General features: G+C 43.3%; 18 protein-coding genes and 2 tRNA genes. 1 reads left to right on the plus strand and 19 read right to left on the minus strand.

Features of this window, described 5'->3' with window-relative positions; genetic code table 11:
• Positions 1–259 precede the first annotated feature (259 nt).
• The 16 genes from OCV47_RS07050 to secA form a co-directional block, all read right to left on the minus strand.
• Positions 260–348 (minus strand) — tRNA-Ser (locus OCV47_RS07050).
• A 29-nt stretch (positions 349–377) separates the two neighbouring features.
• Positions 378–463: transfer RNA gene (locus OCV47_RS07055), tRNA-Ser, on the minus strand.
• Positions 464–559: 96 nt separating this feature from the next.
• Positions 560–1,588 carry a tRNA (adenosine(37)-N6)-threonylcarbamoyltransferase complex transferase subunit TsaD gene (gene tsaD, locus OCV47_RS07060; RefSeq protein WP_117448223.1) on the minus strand — a complete coding sequence of 343 codons (1,029 nt, stop codon included), beginning with the start codon at positions 1,586–1,588 and terminating at the stop codon, positions 560–562.
• Positions 1,585–2,511 (minus strand): ribonuclease Z, encoded by a 927-nt coding sequence (locus OCV47_RS07065; RefSeq protein ID WP_117448222.1) that lies wholly within the window; start codon positions 2,509–2,511, stop codon positions 1,585–1,587. Before OCV47_RS07065 ends, tsaD begins: the two co-directional genes overlap by 4 nt.
• 37 nt (positions 2,512–2,548) lie before the next feature.
• Positions 2,549–2,755, minus strand: a complete 207-nt coding sequence (locus OCV47_RS07070) for a hypothetical protein (protein ID WP_262654498.1) — start codon at positions 2,753–2,755, stop codon at positions 2,549–2,551.
• Positions 2,756–2,825: 70 nt separating this feature from the next.
• Complete coding sequence (gene rimI / locus OCV47_RS07075; protein ID WP_262654499.1) at positions 2,826–3,245, minus strand: ribosomal protein S18-alanine N-acetyltransferase; 420 nt, start codon at positions 3,243–3,245, stop codon at positions 2,826–2,828.
• A gap of 28 nt (positions 3,246–3,273) precedes the next feature.
• Positions 3,274–3,990: a tRNA (adenosine(37)-N6)-threonylcarbamoyltransferase complex dimerization subunit type 1 TsaB gene (gene tsaB / locus OCV47_RS07080; RefSeq protein WP_256300948.1), complete on the minus strand. Its 717-nt coding sequence runs from the start codon at positions 3,988–3,990 to the stop codon at positions 3,274–3,276.
• A 1-nt stretch (position 3,991) separates the two neighbouring features.
• Complete coding sequence (tsaE, locus tag OCV47_RS07085) at positions 3,992–4,411, minus strand: tRNA (adenosine(37)-N6)-threonylcarbamoyltransferase complex ATPase subunit type 1 TsaE (RefSeq protein ID WP_262654500.1); 420 nt, start codon at positions 4,409–4,411, stop codon at positions 3,992–3,994.
• On the minus strand, positions 4,392–5,018 hold the full coding sequence (locus tag OCV47_RS07090; RefSeq protein ID WP_256300946.1) for an NUDIX hydrolase: 627 nt from the start codon (positions 5,016–5,018) through the stop codon (positions 4,392–4,394). The genes tsaE and OCV47_RS07090 overlap by 20 nt, the downstream gene beginning before the upstream one ends.
• Positions 5,018–7,174 carry a Tex family protein gene (locus OCV47_RS07095; RefSeq protein ID WP_262654501.1) on the minus strand — a complete coding sequence of 719 codons (2,157 nt, stop codon included), beginning with the start codon at positions 7,172–7,174 and terminating at the stop codon, positions 5,018–5,020. The genes OCV47_RS07090 and OCV47_RS07095 overlap by 1 nt, the downstream gene beginning before the upstream one ends.
• Positions 7,175–7,202: 28 nt before the next feature.
• Positions 7,203–7,646 carry an ACT domain-containing protein gene (locus OCV47_RS07100; protein WP_117448216.1) on the minus strand — a complete coding sequence of 148 codons (444 nt, stop codon included), beginning with the start codon at positions 7,644–7,646 and terminating at the stop codon, positions 7,203–7,205.
• 26 nt (positions 7,647–7,672) lie between these two features.
• Entirely contained in the window at positions 7,673–8,512 is an 840-nt protein-coding gene (locus OCV47_RS07105) for a TPM domain-containing protein (protein WP_262654502.1), read from the minus strand.
• Positions 8,506–9,573, minus strand: a complete 1,068-nt coding sequence (locus OCV47_RS07110; RefSeq protein WP_262654503.1) for a TFIIB-type zinc ribbon-containing protein — start codon at positions 9,571–9,573, stop codon at positions 8,506–8,508. Before OCV47_RS07110 ends, OCV47_RS07105 begins: the two co-directional genes overlap by 7 nt.
• Before the next feature lie 10 nt (positions 9,574–9,583).
• Positions 9,584–10,789 (minus strand): SPFH domain-containing protein, encoded by a 1,206-nt coding sequence (locus OCV47_RS07115; RefSeq protein ID WP_262654504.1) that lies wholly within the window; start codon positions 10,787–10,789, stop codon positions 9,584–9,586.
• A 12-nt stretch (positions 10,790–10,801) separates the two neighbouring features.
• Positions 10,802–11,930 (minus strand): peptide chain release factor 2 gene (gene prfB, locus OCV47_RS07120; RefSeq protein ID WP_416888007.1). Its coding sequence is split into 2 segments (ribosomal slippage): positions 10,802–11,866 and positions 11,868–11,930, totalling 1,128 coding nucleotides; the frame shifts between segments, so codons are not numbered across the junction.
• A gap of 74 nt (positions 11,931–12,004) precedes the next feature.
• Entirely contained in the window at positions 12,005–14,560 is a 2,556-nt protein-coding gene (gene secA / locus OCV47_RS07125; protein WP_117448212.1) for a preprotein translocase subunit SecA, read from the minus strand.
• A gap of 191 nt (positions 14,561–14,751) precedes the next feature.
• Between secA and hpf the strand changes: the two genes are divergently transcribed.
• Positions 14,752–15,282, plus strand: coding sequence for a ribosome hibernation-promoting factor, HPF/YfiA family (gene hpf, locus OCV47_RS07130; RefSeq protein ID WP_117448211.1), 531 nt, complete (start codon positions 14,752–14,754; stop codon positions 15,280–15,282).
• A gap of 78 nt (positions 15,283–15,360) precedes the next feature.
• Here the strand turns inward: hpf and hisA are convergent, their stop codons facing one another.
• From hisA to OCV47_RS07145, 3 genes are all read right to left on the minus strand, one after another.
• On the minus strand, positions 15,361–16,143 hold the full coding sequence (gene hisA, locus OCV47_RS07135) for a phosphoribosylformimino-5-aminoimidazole carboxamide ribotide isomerase (RefSeq protein ID WP_262654506.1): 783 nt from the start codon (positions 16,141–16,143) through the stop codon (positions 15,361–15,363).
• Between the two features lie 213 nt (positions 16,144–16,356).
• Positions 16,357–16,737, minus strand: coding sequence for a hypothetical protein (locus OCV47_RS07140; protein ID WP_262654507.1), 381 nt, complete (start codon positions 16,735–16,737; stop codon positions 16,357–16,359).
• A 47-nt stretch (positions 16,738–16,784) separates the two neighbouring features.
• A complete protein-coding gene (locus OCV47_RS07145) occupies positions 16,785–18,236 on the minus strand; it encodes a spore germination protein (RefSeq protein ID WP_262654508.1) in 1,452 nt (483 codons plus the stop codon).
• Between the last annotated feature and the right edge of the window lie 37 nt (positions 18,237–18,273).

Consider the following 18,273-nt stretch of genomic DNA (forward strand, 5'->3'; position numbering starts at 1 on the left):
CTCTCCTCATTACTCGCGAAAATTAATTTTAATCCAGTTCAAAATCAACATACTAGCTAATCTATCCCTTTTACTGTTTTATAAGGTCAGTTCCTTGAATGCATGCTTCCGGAAAACAAAGTTTTCTGGAAGATACTCGTCTTTTTTAGAATCTTTCAAGGTTGTTTCACTGTTCAATTATCAAGGTTCTTTACTGTTTCGAACTTCTGTATGTTATCATAAGTTCGGATTTTTGTCAACTACTTTTTTCATTGACTAACGGAGAAGGAGGGATTTGAACCCTCGCGCCGCTATTAACGACCTGCACCCTTTCCAGGGGTGTCCCTTCAGCCTCTTGGGTACTTCTCCAGACTGATCTTCAACTTCTATTCAGTTGACGGAGAGAGTGGGATTCGAACCCACGCGCCCTTGCGGACAAACGGTTTTCAAGACCGCCTCGTTATGACCACTTCGATATCTCTCCATTTGCCTTTTTGCTTTTCTGCACTTCAAAAGGCAAGAATTATTCTATCATCGACTTTTTCATTTGTCAACAACTTTTTTTATTTTTTTCGACTTTTTATCTTTCGCCTAATTTCAGGTTTGGGATAGCGTTCAGGTCTAGTCCATGGCGTGTTCCGGCCAGATATTCATAATAAGCAGCAGCACCAATCATCGCCGCATTATCGGTGCACAGTATCGGGGATGGATGATAAAATTTCACATTATTTTTCTCACAGGCAAGTTCCATTTCTCTTCGAAGCGTAGAATTAGATGCTACTCCTCCTGCAATTGCCAGTTTATCGAATCCGTATTCTTTCACTGCCATCATAGCATGTTCTACCAGCACATCAGTAACTGCTTTTTGGAAAGACGCTGCCACATCAGCTGCTACAATCTCCTCGCCTTTCATTTTTGCACCATTCAGGTAATTTAACACTGCCGATTTCAGTCCACTGAAGCTAAAGTCATAGACTGATTCCGCAATATGTGCTCTTGGGAAGGTAATTGCCTCTGGATTTCCTTCTTTTGAAAGCTTATCAATCTTCGGTCCGCCTGGATATCCCAGTCCAATTGCTCTTGCAACTTTATCAAACGCTTCTCCTGCCGCATCATCTCTTGTACGACCAAGGATTTTATATTTTCCATAATCTTCTACTACCACCAGATGTGTATGTCCGCCTGATACTACCAGACATGCAAACGGTGGCTCCAGATCTTTATTTTCTATATAGTTGGCTGATATATGGCCTTCAATATGATGTACACCTATCAACGGTTTCTTCGCAGCATAAGCAATCGCTTTTGCCTCAGCCACACCGACAAGAAGTGCACCTACCAGTCCTGGTCCATAGGTCACACCAATAGCATCGATCTCATCCAATGTCATATTCGCCTGTTTTAACGCTTCTTCAATTACCTGATTAATCTTTTCGATATGTTTTCTGGATGCAATTTCAGGCACAACACCCCCATACAACGTATGAAGTGCAATCTGGGAAGAAATAATGTTGGATAATACCTCTCTTCCGTTTTTTACAACTGCCGCTGCTGTTTCATCGCAGGAACTTTCTATTGCAAGTATTACTATATCCTTTTCGTTTTTCATGATGCTTCTTTTGCTTCCCCTTCAAACATTAATTCTGTTGTTTTTCCGTCTTTTCCCGGATATGCGTTCGGGAAAATATCTGTTACTGTCTTCATATACTCTTCCGGACGATTCAGAGACGGACTATAATGAGTCAGCCACATTTCACTGACCTGTGCTTTCCTCGCCACTTCCGCTGCTTCCGTAAATGTCATATGCTTATGTTCCACTGCTTTTTCTTCTTTCCCCGGTTCTCCATACATTCCCTCGCATATAAGAAGATCTGCATGCATGGCATTTTCCACCAGTGACTGTGTCGGTCTGGTATCCGTACAATACGTCAGTTTAATTCCTTTTCGTGGCGCCCCTAACACCATATCCGGAGTATAGCATATTCCATTTTCCTCAATTTGCTCGCCTTTTTGCAAACGACTCCAATATTTTAAAGGGATCTCCTGCTCCTTTGCTCTCACTGCATCAAACTTTCCAGCCCGGTCTATTTCAATAGAATATCCATAGCAAAGCACATTGTGATTTACCCTATATGCGATCAGACGATACCCGTCCATTTCAAATACCTGCTGTGCCCCCTGAATTTCCTGAAAATGAATCTCAAAAGGCAGTTCCGGTGCAATCACACGGAGTGCATTTACCACACGTTCCAGCCCCTTGGGTCCAATAAGGGTCAGTGGTTCTGTTCGCATAGCATTCCCCATAGTCAGCAGAAGCCCTGGGAGCCCGCTGATATGGTCTCCATGATAGTGAGTAAAGCAAATCACATCAATTGGTTTAAAACTCCATCCCTTTTCTTTGATTGCGATCTGTGTTCCCTCCCCACAGTCAATTAAAATACTGCTGCCATTATAACGCATCATCAGCGAAGTCAGCCAGCGATAGGGCAGCGGCATCATACCTCCGCACCCCAGCAAACATACATCTAACATATTTCACCATTACTTTCTTTATTTCATTGCAACTCTTTTATAACATTTCTGTCTGTTCCCAGCATTCTGCCGGAATTCTGAATTCACTGAGCATTTTTGCAAAACATTCCTCGCAGATATGAAACCGGTAAACTTTCTGATCCACACCAGAAAAATACCCCCACTGCTTCTTTATCGTCAGATATTCTTCCTGATTCTGTAAAAGTTCTCTTCCACATTTGTTGCAGCAAATCTTCTTTTCCATATCTTATCCTCCTGTTCATCAATTCAGCTCGATTATACAGGATTTTTTTTATTTATCCCAGTGGAAATGATTAGAGATATTTCCACATGATGACTGCATTTTCTTTCGGTGCATCATAGAAATTTTTACGAATTCCCGCTGAGACAAACCCCAGCTTCTGATAAAGAGAAATAGCAGCCAGATTACTTTCCCTTACTTCCAGTGTAAAGGCTTTTATCCCTTTTTGTTCTCCCCGTCTCATCAGTTCCTGAAGCATACTTTCACCAACTCCGTATCTTCTGCTGGATGCATCCACCGACACATTCGTAATATCCGCTTCATCCAATACCTGCAAATAGCCACAATACCCTACTATGGATCCATTTTTGTATGCCGAAAGAAAGCAGGTGTTCTCCTGCTCCATAGAATCTGCAAATCCCTGCTCCGACCATGGAAGACTGAAATTTTCTTTTTCGATTCTTGCCACTTCCGGCAAATCCGCTTTTTTCATTTCGCAGATCTCCAGCCTGCCATTTTGTTCAGACATTTTCTTTTCGCGCCTGTTTCTGGGCGCGTTCTCTTTCAGCCTGAGACAGTCTGAGATAATCTGGCTGATGTTCCATAGCACTTTCCAGCTTTCCTTCTTTTGCATACTGTATGCCCAACACTGCAACTGCACCTGCCCGCTGCCGATTCAGGTGTGCAGGTGCAAGCAAATATGGCACTTTTAGATTTTTTTTAATCAATTCCAGATAAACTGGCACTCCATCCCCTGCCAAAATTACTTCACGACCTGTTTGATTCAATTTTTCCAGGACTTCCTCTACCGGCACTGCCATCTGATCTTCCATTACTTTTAAAGTGTTTTCCTGAAATTCATAAATTCCGGTATATACCTGACTGCGTCTCGCATCCATCATCGGACAGATTACCTTCTCAGAGCCACAGAAATTATATGCTATTCCTTCCAGCGTCGGTACCGAAACCAATGGTTTTTTCAATGCCAGTCCCAGGCCTTTTGCTGTTGCTGATCCAATACGCAGTCCGGTAAATGATCCCGGCCCTGCTGCCACTGCGATCGCATCTATGGTATTCAGATCCAGTTCAATCATTTTTGCAACTTCATCCAGCATCGGAAGCAGTGTCTGTGAATGTGTTTTTTTGTAATTAATGGTATATTCTGCCAACATCTGTGTATCTTCCACAACAGCAACTGTGGCCACCATACCTGAGCTGTCAATTCCCAGAACTTTCATCTTATTTCACCTCTATTCTGCGATAGTCAAAGCCTTTTTCCAGATCTTTTTCTATCGTAATCCAAATTGTATTCTCCGGCATGATCTCCTCAATCAGATTCGCCCATTCTACCAGACAGACCCCTTCTCCATAGAAGCAATCTTCATACCCAATCTCATCCATTTCTTCTATATCTCCGATCCGGTATACATCAAAATGATAAAACGGCATTCTGCCCTCTTCATAAACCTGAACAATGGTAAAAGTCGGACTGCTGACTGGCTCTGTAACACCAATCCCCTCTGCAAATCCTTTGGTCAATATGGTTTTTCCCACACCCAGATCTCCCAAAAGTGCATAGACCTGCCCCGGTTTTGCTTCTGCTCCCAGCTTTTTTCCTAATTCAAATGTCTCTTTTTCACTAAATGTCTCTATCTTCATCACATTTTAAAAAATAAAACGGATCTTCACTTGCTATAAAATGCATCAGCATATAGGCGCACATCATTGCAACTTTTTCTTCTTTTAAAATCCGTTTTGCTTCCTTCCTGTCCACTAAGACCACTTCTATTTCTTCGCTATCTTCTTCTCCATCTGTACAGATGGTTCCTGATGCATATCCATAAACCATGGCACAACATTCATCCGTCATTCCAATCGTGGTGTATAACGGTTTTTCCATGTATCCCGGTACGTTCAAAAGTTCCAGCTTCAGTCCAGTCTCTTCTCTCAGTTCCCTGACCGCTGCATCGTGATAGTCTTCCTTTTTTTCTACCAGGCCTGCCGGGAATTCATAAATGTAATCATCAATGGCATAGCGGTACTGATGCACTAGTACAATCCGATCTCTTTTTTCTCCATACAGACTGTAAATCGCTACTCCATCTGGTGTATCATCCTTTTTCACCAGCTTCATCTGTGCAGCTTCAGACGCCCGGGATGCCACATAATAATTTACATCGCCTCCCAGACGATTTTCTGCATCCAGATGATACATATTCAGGAAACGATTATCTGTCATTTTTGTGACACTTCTGATTTTTCCCATTATTTGATACCTTTCATCGTCAACTGGATTCTCTTTTTATTCAGATCCACACTCATGACTTTTACTTCCACAATATCGCCTACGCTTACTACTTCCAACGGATGCTTTACAAACTTCTTATCTGTCAGCTGTGAAATGTGCACCAGTCCGTCCTGATGTACACCGATATCAACAAACACCCCAAAATCAATTACATTACGTACCGTACCTTTTAATATCATGCCTGGGGTCAGATCTTTCATTTCCAGTACATCCGTACGAAGAATCGGTTTTGGCATCTCGTCACGTGGATCTCGGGCCGGTTTTTCCAGTTCTTTCACAATATCACGTAACGTAATCTCTCCTACCTCCAGTTCCCCGGCAAGCTTTTTATAGTCTCTGATTTTTTCTGATAAACCATCCAGTTTCTTATCTGTGATATCTGCGGTAGAATATCCCAGCTTTTTCAAAAGAAGTTCTGCCGCATGATAACTCTCCGGATGTACACTGGTCTGATCCAGAGGATTGGCACCACCCTGGATCCGCATAAATCCTGCGCACTGTTCATAAGCCTTCGGTCCCAGCTTTGCTACTTTCAGCAGCTGTTTTCGATCTGAAAATCTGCCATTTTCTTCCCGGTACGCAACAATGTTTTTAGCAATTGTTTTGCTTACCCCGGAAATGTATTCCAGGAGAGATGCAGATGCTGTATTCAAATCTACGCCTACCTTATTTACACAATCTTCCACTACACCACTTAAAGTTTCTCCCAGCTTTTTCTGATTCATATCATGCTGATACTGTCCTACTCCGATGGATTTCGGATCAATCTTAACCAGTTCCGCAAGAGGATCCTGTACTCTTCTGGCTATCGAAGCTGCACTTCTCTGACCCACATCGAAATTCGGAAACTCTTCTGTCGCCAGTTTACTTGCCGAATAAACAGATGCTCCAGCTTCATTTGTGATGACATACTGTATCGGTGTGGATATCTCTTTCAGCATTTCTACGATCACCTGCTCCGACTCCCTTGAAGCGGTTCCATTTCCTACTGAAATCAGAGTAATATGATACTTATCAATAAATTCTTTTACTTTATCCTTTGCTGCACGGATTTTCTTCTCATTGGTCGGTGCTGTCGGATAGACAACTGCGGTATCCAGTACTTTTCCAGTCGGATCTACTACTGCCAGCTTGCATCCGGTACGAAATGCAGGATCCCATCCCAGCACCACCTTACCGGAGATTGGCGGCTGCATCAGCAGCTGCTGAAGGTTTTTGCCAAATACATTCATGGCTCCTTCTTCTGCCTTTTCTGTCTGTGCATTGCGAATCTCTCTCTCTATAGCAGGCGCAATGAGACGCTTATAACTGTCCTCGATCACTTCTTTTAATGCATCTGTTGTATTCGGATTTTCTTTCTTAATGATCTGTTTTTCCAGATACCGTAAAATCCGATCTTCCGGTGCTTCCACCCTCACAGTCAGGAACTTTTCCTTTTCTCCACGATTTAATGCCAATACACGATGTCCCGCCAGCTTTGTAACCGGCTCCTGGAAATGATAATACATTTCATAGACAGATTCTGCTTTTTCATCCTTAGCCTCTGCAGTCAGAACTCCTTCTTTTTCTGTCATCTCGCGAATTCTGGTACGATACGCAGCCTCATCTGAGATGCTTTCTGCTATGATGTCTTTTGCACCATTAATCGCATCTGCCACAGTCAGGACTTCTTTTTCTTCACTCAGAAAATCTTTTGCTTCTTCTTCCAGAGACTTTTTGGTCATCTGAAGAAGAATGATATTTGCCAGACCTTCCAGACCTTTTTCCTTTGCAATCGTTGCACGGGTACGGCGTTTCGGCCGATACGGACGATACAGATCTTCTACCAGTACCTGCGTCTGTGCCTCCAGAATCTGCTTCTTTAATTCTTCTGTCAGCTTTCCCTGTTCTTCAATACTGGACAGGACCTGCTGTTTTTTTTCTTCCAGATTGCGCAGATAAACCAGTCTCTCATGCAGCTTTCTCAGCTGTTCATCGTTCAATGTTCCAGTTGCCTCTTTCCGGTATCTGGCAATAAATGGTATGGTATTGCCCTCATCTATTAATTTTACAGCAGCTTCTACCTGCCATGCCTGCACTTCCAGTTCAGAAGCAATTTTTTTTATCATGTCCATTCTTTTCCACCTATTCGTTATCGTTCCTTTATTCGCTCGCTAATATCTTCATATAATGCACCCCTTCAAGATTCTCAATATCCGTAAACAGCGACATAGAATTTCCCGTTGTTGGAAGGATATCGATGCAGAGGGTCAGCGATGCGACTCCATTGACCGGTATGGTCTGATGAATGGTCAGAATATTGGCCTGATATTCTGCAATCACTTTCAAAACATCTGACAGCAATCCTGGCTGATCATTCATCTGTATCACAAATGTGATCTTTTTTCCCTTTGTATTTTCATGAAAAAGGGAAATATCGTCCTTATATTTGTAAAAAGAGCTTCGACTAATACCAGTCAGATCCGCTGCTTCCTGCACGGTCGCTGCTTTTCCGGTCTCTAGCAGTTTTTTTGCCTCTACTACTTTCAAAAGGACCTCTGGCACCGCCTTTTCTTTTACTACATAGAACTGCTCTTTTCCTTTCATATGCTCTCCTTTATACAGCAGTACTGTCAGAATCCCCGTCCTTTACCGCCGCCATATGTATGACCTCCAGAAGAATGATGCGTGGATGTTCTTCCACTGTCACCGCCACCGGATGGAGGATCTTTCTCAATTCTCCGATGTGTTACAAACTGATTCACCAGTATATCTCTCTGCGCTGTAATCTTAAGTCTTGCATTCTTTTCCGTAGAATACCGATATTTTTTTACCACAGTGTAGCTTCTGTAAAGAATGGCCGAAACGATTGCAGCTACCATAAGTCCTGCGAAAAAAGCAAGCAAAATATCTCCTGAAGCAAGACTGTGATAACGCACAATCCGCCCGGTCTCCGTATCATACGTATATTGATTATTCGGGATTCCTTCGTTCAGATATTGCTGTACCTTTTTCAACATGGCTATCATTGCATTTCCATATTCCCCATCTGAAGCATAGGACTGTGCAGCATCATAGATCTTTTCTTCCCGGTAATCGGTAATATAATAGATCATATCTCGTTCTGTGACAAGATTCAGTTCCCGGTTGTCCATATCGATCAGCAATGCGATTCCACCTTTGGCCTCATTACTCTCCAGTCCGTATTCCTCATAGGTATCTTCCAAAACTTCGTGGGATTCTTTTCCGCCGGCATCTTCGCAGGTCATGACCAGCACATTCATCTGATACTGATCCTGAATCTCTTCCGATAAATTTTCTATCTTCTTTGTTTCTTCGGTTGTAAAGAGCCGCGCATCATCCTGGATCTGACACTGTGCAAATACCGTCGCTCCTGACAGCCAAAGGCAGATAGTTATCCATAATACTATCATACCCGCTGCCTTTCTTTTTGGCATTTTTTTCTCTACCATACCAAGTATCCTCCCAGCAGCATAAACAGAAAAACAGCCACAAACACACCCAAAAACAGTTGCAGAACCTTCTTTTTATCAACAGGGAGTTCCCCGCTGATTTTTCTGGTCTGTCCATTCATTGCATAATAATAGATCTTGTCATTTTTTCCACGATAAGTAAGCACCCAGACAGGAACCAGCAGATATTTCCAGTTTTCACCCAGTAAATGGAACTGATCAGATACTGATGTTACAGTATCATATCCCTGTATACTGGATCTTACCATATCGGATGAGTGCTTCTTCACTTCCTGATGTAGTTCTTCTACCAGATCTTTTTTTTCAATATCTCTTTTTTCTGCCTGAAAACCAGAAAGATATTCCATGGAAAAATCCTTCGTCTCCTCCAATCGGAATGGCTGCACAGCTTCTACCAGCTGTCTGTTTTCTTTGTTCAGTGCATTCCTGGTCAGTTCTTCAAACCCTACTTCTGCCGATCTTTCCAGACGATAAATCTTTGTCTCTGTATGCTCCATATCACCAGTTCGATAGATACGGATCCTTTTGGCTTCTCCCTGCCAGTCCCCTTCTGTTTTGCAGTCATATTCCCAGAACGGGAAATAAACTCCACTTATCTTTTCTATCTGCTCCTTGCAGAAGAAATCCCTGGGAATGAATCTCTTTTTCTTTACAAACTTCAGGAATTCATCTACAGCTTCTTTTTTACTAACCGCAAAGGGAATGATTTTTTCCGGTCGATATTCTCCTGACAGCTTTCCCTGAAGAATCACTGGATTATGACAATAAAAGCAAAATGTCGCAGCTGTTGTGGCATCTGTTACAATCTCCGCTCCGCAGCTTGGGCACTGATACAGGGACGCTTCGCTCCCTGCATCAGTCTCTGCTTTGTACTGTGCTGTCTCCCCTGAGCCATCTTCTCCTTCTTTTTCTGGATTTGCTGCCTCTACCTCTTCCCTTGAAAATACGGAAGAACAGTATTCGCACTTAAACTTCTGAGTGCCTGGATCAAACTGCAGATCTCCGCCACAATTCGGGCACTTATAACTGACTGCTGCCATTTTTCACCTCTTATGCCCGTGGCTTTCCGCAATTGCAGCAGAAATTGCCTTTATTGACCGTTCCGCAGGAACAGGTCCAGTCTGAGGATGGTTTTGGTTTACCGCAATTCGAACAGAAATTACCAGTATTAGAAGCTCCGCAGGAACAGGTCCATCCTGACGGCTGTGCCTGATTCATCTGCTGTTGCATATTCGCCTGCTGCTGCGCCATCTGATTCATCTGCATCTGCTGCATATTGGTCTGAGATGCCTGATTCATAAATCCTCCGGTTGCTCCCATGCCCATTCCCATGCCCATAAAGCCAGTTGCTGCTCCATTGGCATTCGAACCTGCTGCTTCCATTCCCCGTGCAATAGAAGACTGTACAAATCCTTCTCTTACTGATGGATCCGACATCATAGCCCCCTGATTTCTCATATTAATCAGTTTCTGCGATTCTTCATCGTAGGAAATGCTGGCAATTCCCACTGCCTGAATCTCCATGCCACGCTGTTGTGTCCACTGTGTATCCAGCACATCCGCCATGTAACGTCCCAGTTCCATAGCCTTGGATGTCACAAAAGAAATACGCATACCTTCAGCAGACATCCGATTGATCGCTGACTGAAGAGCTTCCAGGAACTCACTGCGGTACTGATCATTGATCTCTTCTATCTCCACACGCTGCGCATTTTTTGGTACCACTTCAGCATAAAACTTCAGCGGATCTGTTATCTTGATAGAATAGGTACCATGTGCACGCAGAAACAGTTCTGCATTATAGAAACTATCGAAATAGTTCACCGCATTGCGAGTTCCAAACTTAATTCCCTTAATCTCCTGCAGATTGATATAAAATACCTTCTGGGACATTGGTGTCGTTCCGCCAAATTTAAATCTGGAAAAAGTCTCCTTCAGTGCTTCATCAAACTGCCCATTGAACATAGACGGGGCTGAAGAATTGCTGACTGTGTAGTATCCCGGTTCTGCTGTATAATCGATGATCTTTCCACCATCTACCAGTATCATAAACTGATTGTCATATACATGGATCACAGAACCGTCGGAAATCACATCTGTGGTCGGTCTGTTTGATCCTTTTCTGACCATCACTCCTCTGGTGAATACGGTCTGGGCATCCATTTCTTCTGGCTCAATTGCTTCCAAAAACTGATCCTGAAATCCTGATTTTACGGTTCCTGCTGCCGCTCCAATCGCTGTTCTGATAATTCCCATCTTTATCCTCCTTTACTGCTGCTCCTCTTCTTCATTTCCGAGGGCAATCCATTTTAAATATGCATTGATAAAAAGATCAATGTTTCCATCCATAACACTGTCCACATTACCGGTTTCTGCATTCGTTCTGTGATCTTTTACCATGGTGTACGGCTGCATCACATAAGAACGAATCTGATTTCCCCAGCCCATTTCTTTCTTTTCACCTCGAATACCGGATACCTTCTCTGCATTTTCCTGCTGCTTCAACAGGTACAGTTTTGCTTTCAGCATCTGCATTGCTTTGTCTTTATTCTGAAACTGTGAACGTTCATTCTGACACTGTACCACAATCCCGGTTGGTATATGCGTAATACGGATTGCGGAAGAAGTCTTGTTGATATGCTGTCCACCAGCTCCACTGGAGCGGTAAGTATCAATACGAATATCATCGTCCCTGATCTCCACATCCAGATCTTCCTCAATATCTGGCATCACATCACACTGTACGAAAGAAGTCTGACGTTTTCCTGCCGCATTAAACGGAGAAATACGCACCAGACGATGCACGCCTTTTTCGGACTTCAGATATCCGTAAGCATTTTCCCCACGTACTTCAAAAGTCACAGACTTGATTCCGGCCTCATCTCCATCCAGATAATCAATCACTTCTACTTCATAGCCCTTTTTATCCGCCCATCTGGTATACATACGATACAACATACCTGCCCAGTCGCAGGATTCGGTACCACCAGCTCCCGCATGGAGAGATACAATCGCATTCGCATTATCGTATTCACCAGAAAGTAATGTCTTGATTCTAATGTTGTCAAACGAAGCCATAAACTCATCCAGTGTTGTCTGAATCTCCTCAATCAGAGAGGCATCATTTTCCTCTTCTGCCATCTCAATGAGCGTCTCAATCTCCTCATACTGTTCCTGAAGAGTATGATAAGTTGCAATATCATCCTTCATGGATTTTAGTTTTTTCATCATCTCCTGGGACTGTTCAGGATCATCCCAAAAGCCAGGCTCTTCCATTTTTCGTTCTAATTCTTCGATTCGCTTTTCCTTATTAGCCAGGTCAAAGTGAATCCCTCACTTCCAGTAATGGTTTTTCATATGTGCCAAGCGTATACTTGAACTGATCTAATTCGACCACTCTGTCACCTTCTTTCCTTAAACTGAAAGCAGACTGCAACAGGCAGTTTCTGTCTGCGGCAGTCTGCATCACTTTTATTTTTTTCGTCCGCAGCACTGTTTGTATTTCTTTCCGCTGCCGCATGGGCACGGATCATTCGGATAAATCTTTTCCTCCGCACGCTTCTTTGGTGCGTTGGCAACTGTATCATCCTTGTTGGTTCCGGTTACTTTCGCTACTTCCTCACGTTCTACCTTTTCTTCCACACGTACATGGAAGATCAGTCTTAAGGTATCCTCCTGAATACCGGACAGCATCTCATCAAACATCTCAAATCCACTCATCTTGTATTCTACCAGTGGATCCTTCTGGCCATATGCCTGGAGTCCGATTCCCTGACGGAGCTGATCCATATCATCAATGTGATCCATCCATTTACGGTCAATGACTTTCAGAATAACCACACGTTCGAATTCACGCATTTCATCCAATGTCGGGAAGATCTTCTCTTTTTCTTCGTAAAGTGCAACTGCTTCTTTTTCCAGCTTAGCTTTCAAATCAGATACGCTCATCTTCGCATCTTCTTCCGTCAAAGGCTGAACCGGGATAATCGGAAGCAGGATACGGTTCAGTTCGTTGATGTTCATGCCATTCTCTACTTCATTGCACATATCCACGTACTTCTCTGATACATCGCGGATCATCTTCAGCACGGAATCTCTCATGCTTTCACCGTCCAGTACACGGCGTCTCTCTTTGTAAATGATCTCACGCTGTTCGTTGTTCACCTGGTCGTATTCCAGCAGATTCTTACGAATTCCGTAGTTATTGGTCTCAATCTTCTCCTGTGCCTTCTCAATAGCAGAAGAAAGCATCTTATGTTCGATCTGTTCATTCTCTGCTACGCCAAGAGAACGGAACATATTCATCAGACGTTCAGAACCAAACAGTCTCATCAGATCATCTTCCAGCGAAATGTAGAATCTGGATTCTCCAGGATCTCCCTGTCGGCCGGAACGTCCACGCAGCTGATTATCAATACGTCTGGATTCATGACGTTCCGTACCAATGATCTTCAATCCACCCAGTTCCTTTGAAATATCATCCAGCTTGATATCGGTACCACGGCCGGCCATGTTAGTTGCAATGGTAACAGCTCCATGTACACCGGCATCTGCTACGATCTCTGCTTCCAGTTCATGGAACTTGGCATTCAGAACTTTATGTGGAATGCCCCTCTTTTTCAGCATACCACTCAGAAGCTCAGAAATATCAATGGTAATCGTACCAACCAGAACCGGCTGTCCCTTTGCATGGGCCTTTTCAATCTCATCTACAACAGCACGGTATTTCTCTTTCTTGGTCATGTAAACCGCATCATCCAGGTCGATTCGGGCTACTGGTCTGTTCGTCGGAATCACAACAACGTCCATACCGTAAATATCACGGAACTCTTTTTCCTCGGTAAGTGCGGTACCTGTCATACCAGACTTCTTATCGTATTTATTGAAAAAGTTCTGGAAAGTGATGGTAGCCAGGGTCTTACTTTCCCGTTTTACCTTAACATGCTCTTTTGCCTCAATCGCCTGATGCAGGCCATCCGAATAACGTCTTCCCGGCATGATACGTCCGGTAAACTCATCAACGATCATAACCTGATCGTCTTTTACCACGTAATCCTGATCACGGAACATCAGATAATTGGCACGCAGAGCCAGATCCACGTTGTGCTGAATCTCCAGATTCTCTGCATCTGCCAGGTTCTCGATATTGAAAAACTTCTCTACTTTTTCTACACCCTGCTGTGTCAGGGTTACGACTTTATCCTTCTCATTGACAATAAAGTCACCGGTCTCTGTGATCTCTTCACCCATGATGGCTGTCATCTTGGTCACTTCTCCACTGGCTTCACCCTTCTGGAGCTGGCGGGCCAGGATATCTGCCACTTCATACAGTCTGGTAGACTTGCCACTCTGACCGGAAATAATCAGAGGTGTTCTGGCTTCATCGATCAATACCGAGTCCACCTCATCAATGATGGCATAATGAAGATCTCTCTGTACCAGCTGCTCTTTATAAATTACCATGTTGTCACGAAGGTAATCAAATCCCAGTTCGTTGTTGGTGATATAGGTAATATCACAGGCGTACTGCTTCCGACGCTCATCGTTGTCCATATCATTCAATACCACACCTACGGTCAGGCCGAGGAATTCATGGACTTTTCCCATCCATTCTGCATCTCGCTTTGCCAGATAGTCATTGACGGTAACGATGTGAACTCCCTTTCCTTCCAGTGCATTCAGATAAGCCGGAAGTGTAGAAACAAGGGTCTTACCTTCACCGGTTCTCATCTCTGCGATACGTCCCTGGTGAAGAATGATACCACCGATGATCTGTACACGGTAGTGCTCCAGTCCAATGGCACGCTTTGCACCCTCACGGACAGTGGCATATGCTTCCGGAAGCAGATCATCCAGTGTCTCTCCATTTGCCAGTCTGTCCTTATATTCCTGCGTCTTTGCGCGAAGCTGTTCGTCAGTCAGAGCCTGCATGGTCGGACGAAGTGCTTCTACTTTATCAACCAGCGGCATGATTCTCTTAAGCTCACGATCGCTGTGTGTACCAAACACTTTTTCAATAAAATTCATTCTTACTCTCCTAAGTCATTTTGCATTAATTGCAGGGTCGATAATCTCCTGCACATACTACCCATTATCTTAACACTATTCCTGTTTTTACACAATAAATATTTTATAAAGTGTTCTTTTTTTGACACTCCCATGAAAGTATGTTAAAATAGAGTTACCAAAAAACTATCGTTTTAAAGGGGGCTGAACATATGAAGTTTATCATCAGCGGAAGAAATCTGGAGGTTTCAGAGGGACTAAAAAACAGCGTAATTGACAAGCTGGGAAGACTGGAACGGTATTTTACACCGGACACAGAAGTGAATGTGACCATGAGCATAGAAAAGGAGCGTCAGAAGATTGAAGTTACCATCCCGGTAAAGGGGCATATCATCCGTTCTGAACAGGTCAGCAATGATATGTATGTTTCCATTGATCTGGTAGAAGAAGTCATTGAACGTCAGCTTCGCAAATATAAAAATAAACTGGTAGCCAAACAGCAGGATGGCGGCAATTTCCGCAGAGAGTTCCTGGAAAAAGAAGATACCATCGAACCGGAAGAGATCAGGATCATCCGTACCAAGGAGATCGAGATGAAGCCGATGTATCCAGAAGACGCCTGCATCCAGATGGAACTTTTAGGTCACAATTTTTACATGTTCCATAATGCAGAAACCGACGAAGTAAATGTGGTGTACAAGCGTAAAGGCGGCACCTATGGAATGATTGTTCCGGAGAATTAATTATGCAAAAGCAATCCCGTGGGATTCGTCCCACGGGATTTTTGTTCATGACAATCGTATGTTCGCACAGCGTGTATTCTATTGTTTATTTCTACATAGTTCCAGTACTTTCCGGTATGCCATTTGCCCCCCAAAAAGATCCAGCGCACTTCCAACAGTCACATTGACATGATTCTGCCCCAGTTCTTTCAGTATATGAATATCTTCATAGGAGCCCACGCCTCCTGCATAAGTAACAGGAATCTGCTTCCACTCTCCCAACATCCTGACCAATGGTTTTTCTATGCCAGATGCCTTTCCTTCCACATCTACTGCATGGATCAGGAATTCACTGCAGCTGTCTGCCAGTTCATCCAGCACTTCTTTTGTCAGCACCACATTCGTAAACTTCTGCCAACGATCAGTTACAATATAATACGCATCCATCTTTTTTCTGCAGCTCAGATCCAGAACCAGATGTTCTTTTCCAACTGTGTGTTTTAATTTTTCCAGATTCTCATAATTGATCTGTCCATCTTTGAATACATAGCTGGTGACGATTACATGAGATGCTCCTGCTTTTAAAAACTCTGCCGCATTTTCTGCGCAGATTCCGCCACCGATCTGAAGCCCGCCCGGATATGCTTTCAACGCCTGCATAGCCTGTTCTTTCGTCTTTTCATAATATTCAGAATCTCTGGAATTTAACAAAATCACATGGCCTCCCTGAATACAGTCTTTTTTATAGAACTCTGCATAAAAAGACGCATCCTGTTCTGCCACGAAGTTCTCTTTTGCCCGATCTCCCTGATCCTGCAGCGAGCCTCCTACGATCTGTTTAACTTTTCCATTATGTATATCAATGCATGGTCTGAATTCCATCCTGCTCACCTCATATCTTTCCATAGCCACTCTTATTTTCTTTTATCTTATCATAGCCCATTTTAATTCTCCATGTTCTTTTTATATTATGGTAAAATTTTGTGATCTCATCTGTGAATATCTCAAAGAAATATTCTGTTTTACATAATAAGACAGGATGCAAAGAGTTCTCAGATTTTGCTCCGCTTCCGCATCCTGTCTCATTATTTCCTGCTACTGTACACCGGTATTGGTATTTTCCGTATTCTCACTATCGATGCCGTCATCTGCCAGTCGGTCTACCGCATCTGCTGCCCCATCGATGATATCATCTCCAGCTTCCCCGATGCCTGCCCCCACATCTTCCAGCACACCACCATCGGCATTGTTATTTCCCTCATTCGAAGCATCATTATTTATTCGGTTGTTTTCTGCTCCATCATTTCGTATGGTATTATTTTCTGTTGTTTCATTCTTGATGGTATTATTATCCTTGACGCCTGTCGTGGTTTCTGTTCCGGCTGTATTATTATCATTATTTCCGCAGCCCACCATCAGTGTACTGACTGCTATAGCCAGCAAACATCCTGTCAGAATCTTTTTTCCGTTTCTCATAGCATTTCTCCTTTTCTTTTTAAGACTTGCCTGTCCTTCTTAATATCTCACTTTTTCCTGATTTTATACCTGTTTCTCTCTACTTTGTTCTCCGTTTCTTTCGTCTGTTCTTTCAATATTCTGCGCTTTAACTGTTTCCCGGAAAATGGAAGAAGTGGGTATAAATAACTTTTTCCAGATACTGTCTTATTCGTCCCGATAAAAAGACATACCAAAATGCTGCCCACCAAAAAACCTGGCAAAGCAAAAAATTCTGTCAAAATCAGCAACATCAACCGCATGAATTTTAATGCATAACCCAATTCAAAATTGGACTGGGTATAGTTGGCTATCGCTACAAATGCCATATACAACATAGCTTCTGAATTAAACCATCCAGACTGTACAGCAAATTCTCCCACCACAATACCTGCAATGACACTTAACGGTGTAGATAAGGTATTTGGTGTGTTGATTGCTGCCAGCTTTAATCCATCAATCGCAAATTCCAGGAATAATAACTGCCAGATCACCGGGATGTGTATCGTTCCTTCTACCTGAATAAACTCCATTCCCGGCGGAATCCACTGGGGATGTTCCAGCAGCAGCAGCCACAACGGTGTCAGGAACAGCGTAAGTATGGCAATCACAAGACGGCTGATCCGCAGATAACTGCCGGTTACCGGTGGAAAATAATAATCATCTGCTTCCTCCATAATATCCAGCAACGTCGCCGGAAGGATCATGGCAGTTGGAGCATTATCTATCAGTATCAGAACTTTTCCATCCAGCAGCGATGCTGCCGCTGCATCAGGTCGTTCTGTATATTTGAACTTCGGAAACGGGTTTATCCATTTTCCTTTATAGAGTACCTCAGCCAGACTTTCCTGGTTCATAGGCAGGGCATCTATCTTCATATTCTGAATTCTTTCTTTTAATTGATCTACCAGATCAGGATCTGCCCTGCCTGCCATATAACAAATGGCTATATCTGTCTTAGAAGCTTCCCCTGCCTGGAGCAGTTCCATTACCAGATCTTTACTGCGGATTCGCCTTCGAATCAGCGCTGTATTATACACCAATGTTTCTACAAACCCATCCCTGGAACCTCGCAGTGCCTTATCTTTATCTGGTTCACTGATACTTCGCATAGGATAGCTGCGACAGTCTATGGTAAAACAGGCATCATACCCGTCAATCAGGAGGCAGGCCATGCCTGCCAGCACGGACTGCATCACCTCCGACAAGTCTGTCAGGAGCCGGACGTCTGCGTAAGGGATCTGATTCTTTGTCAAATCTTCGCTGTCCTGAGGCAGATCCTCCGGTGTCAGAGAATAGAAAAATTCCAGCAGCTTTTCCAACACTTCATCTTTCACAAATCCATTGATAAAATACAGACACGCCTGTTGATCTCCCACTCGAATCGGACGGAAAATCATATCATAGTTCTGATCTGCCCGTAGCAATTCGTACAATAATCTGGTATTTTCATATAAATCTGTAGAAATTTTTGTTTCCATTAAAAAACTCCTTTGGGTTATTCACTTTCTTAAGTGT

Origin of the sequence: Muricoprocola aceti (genome assembly GCF_025567005.1) — a bacterium.
GTDB classification, from domain to species: domain Bacteria; phylum Bacillota; class Clostridia; order Lachnospirales; family Lachnospiraceae; genus Marvinbryantia; species Marvinbryantia aceti.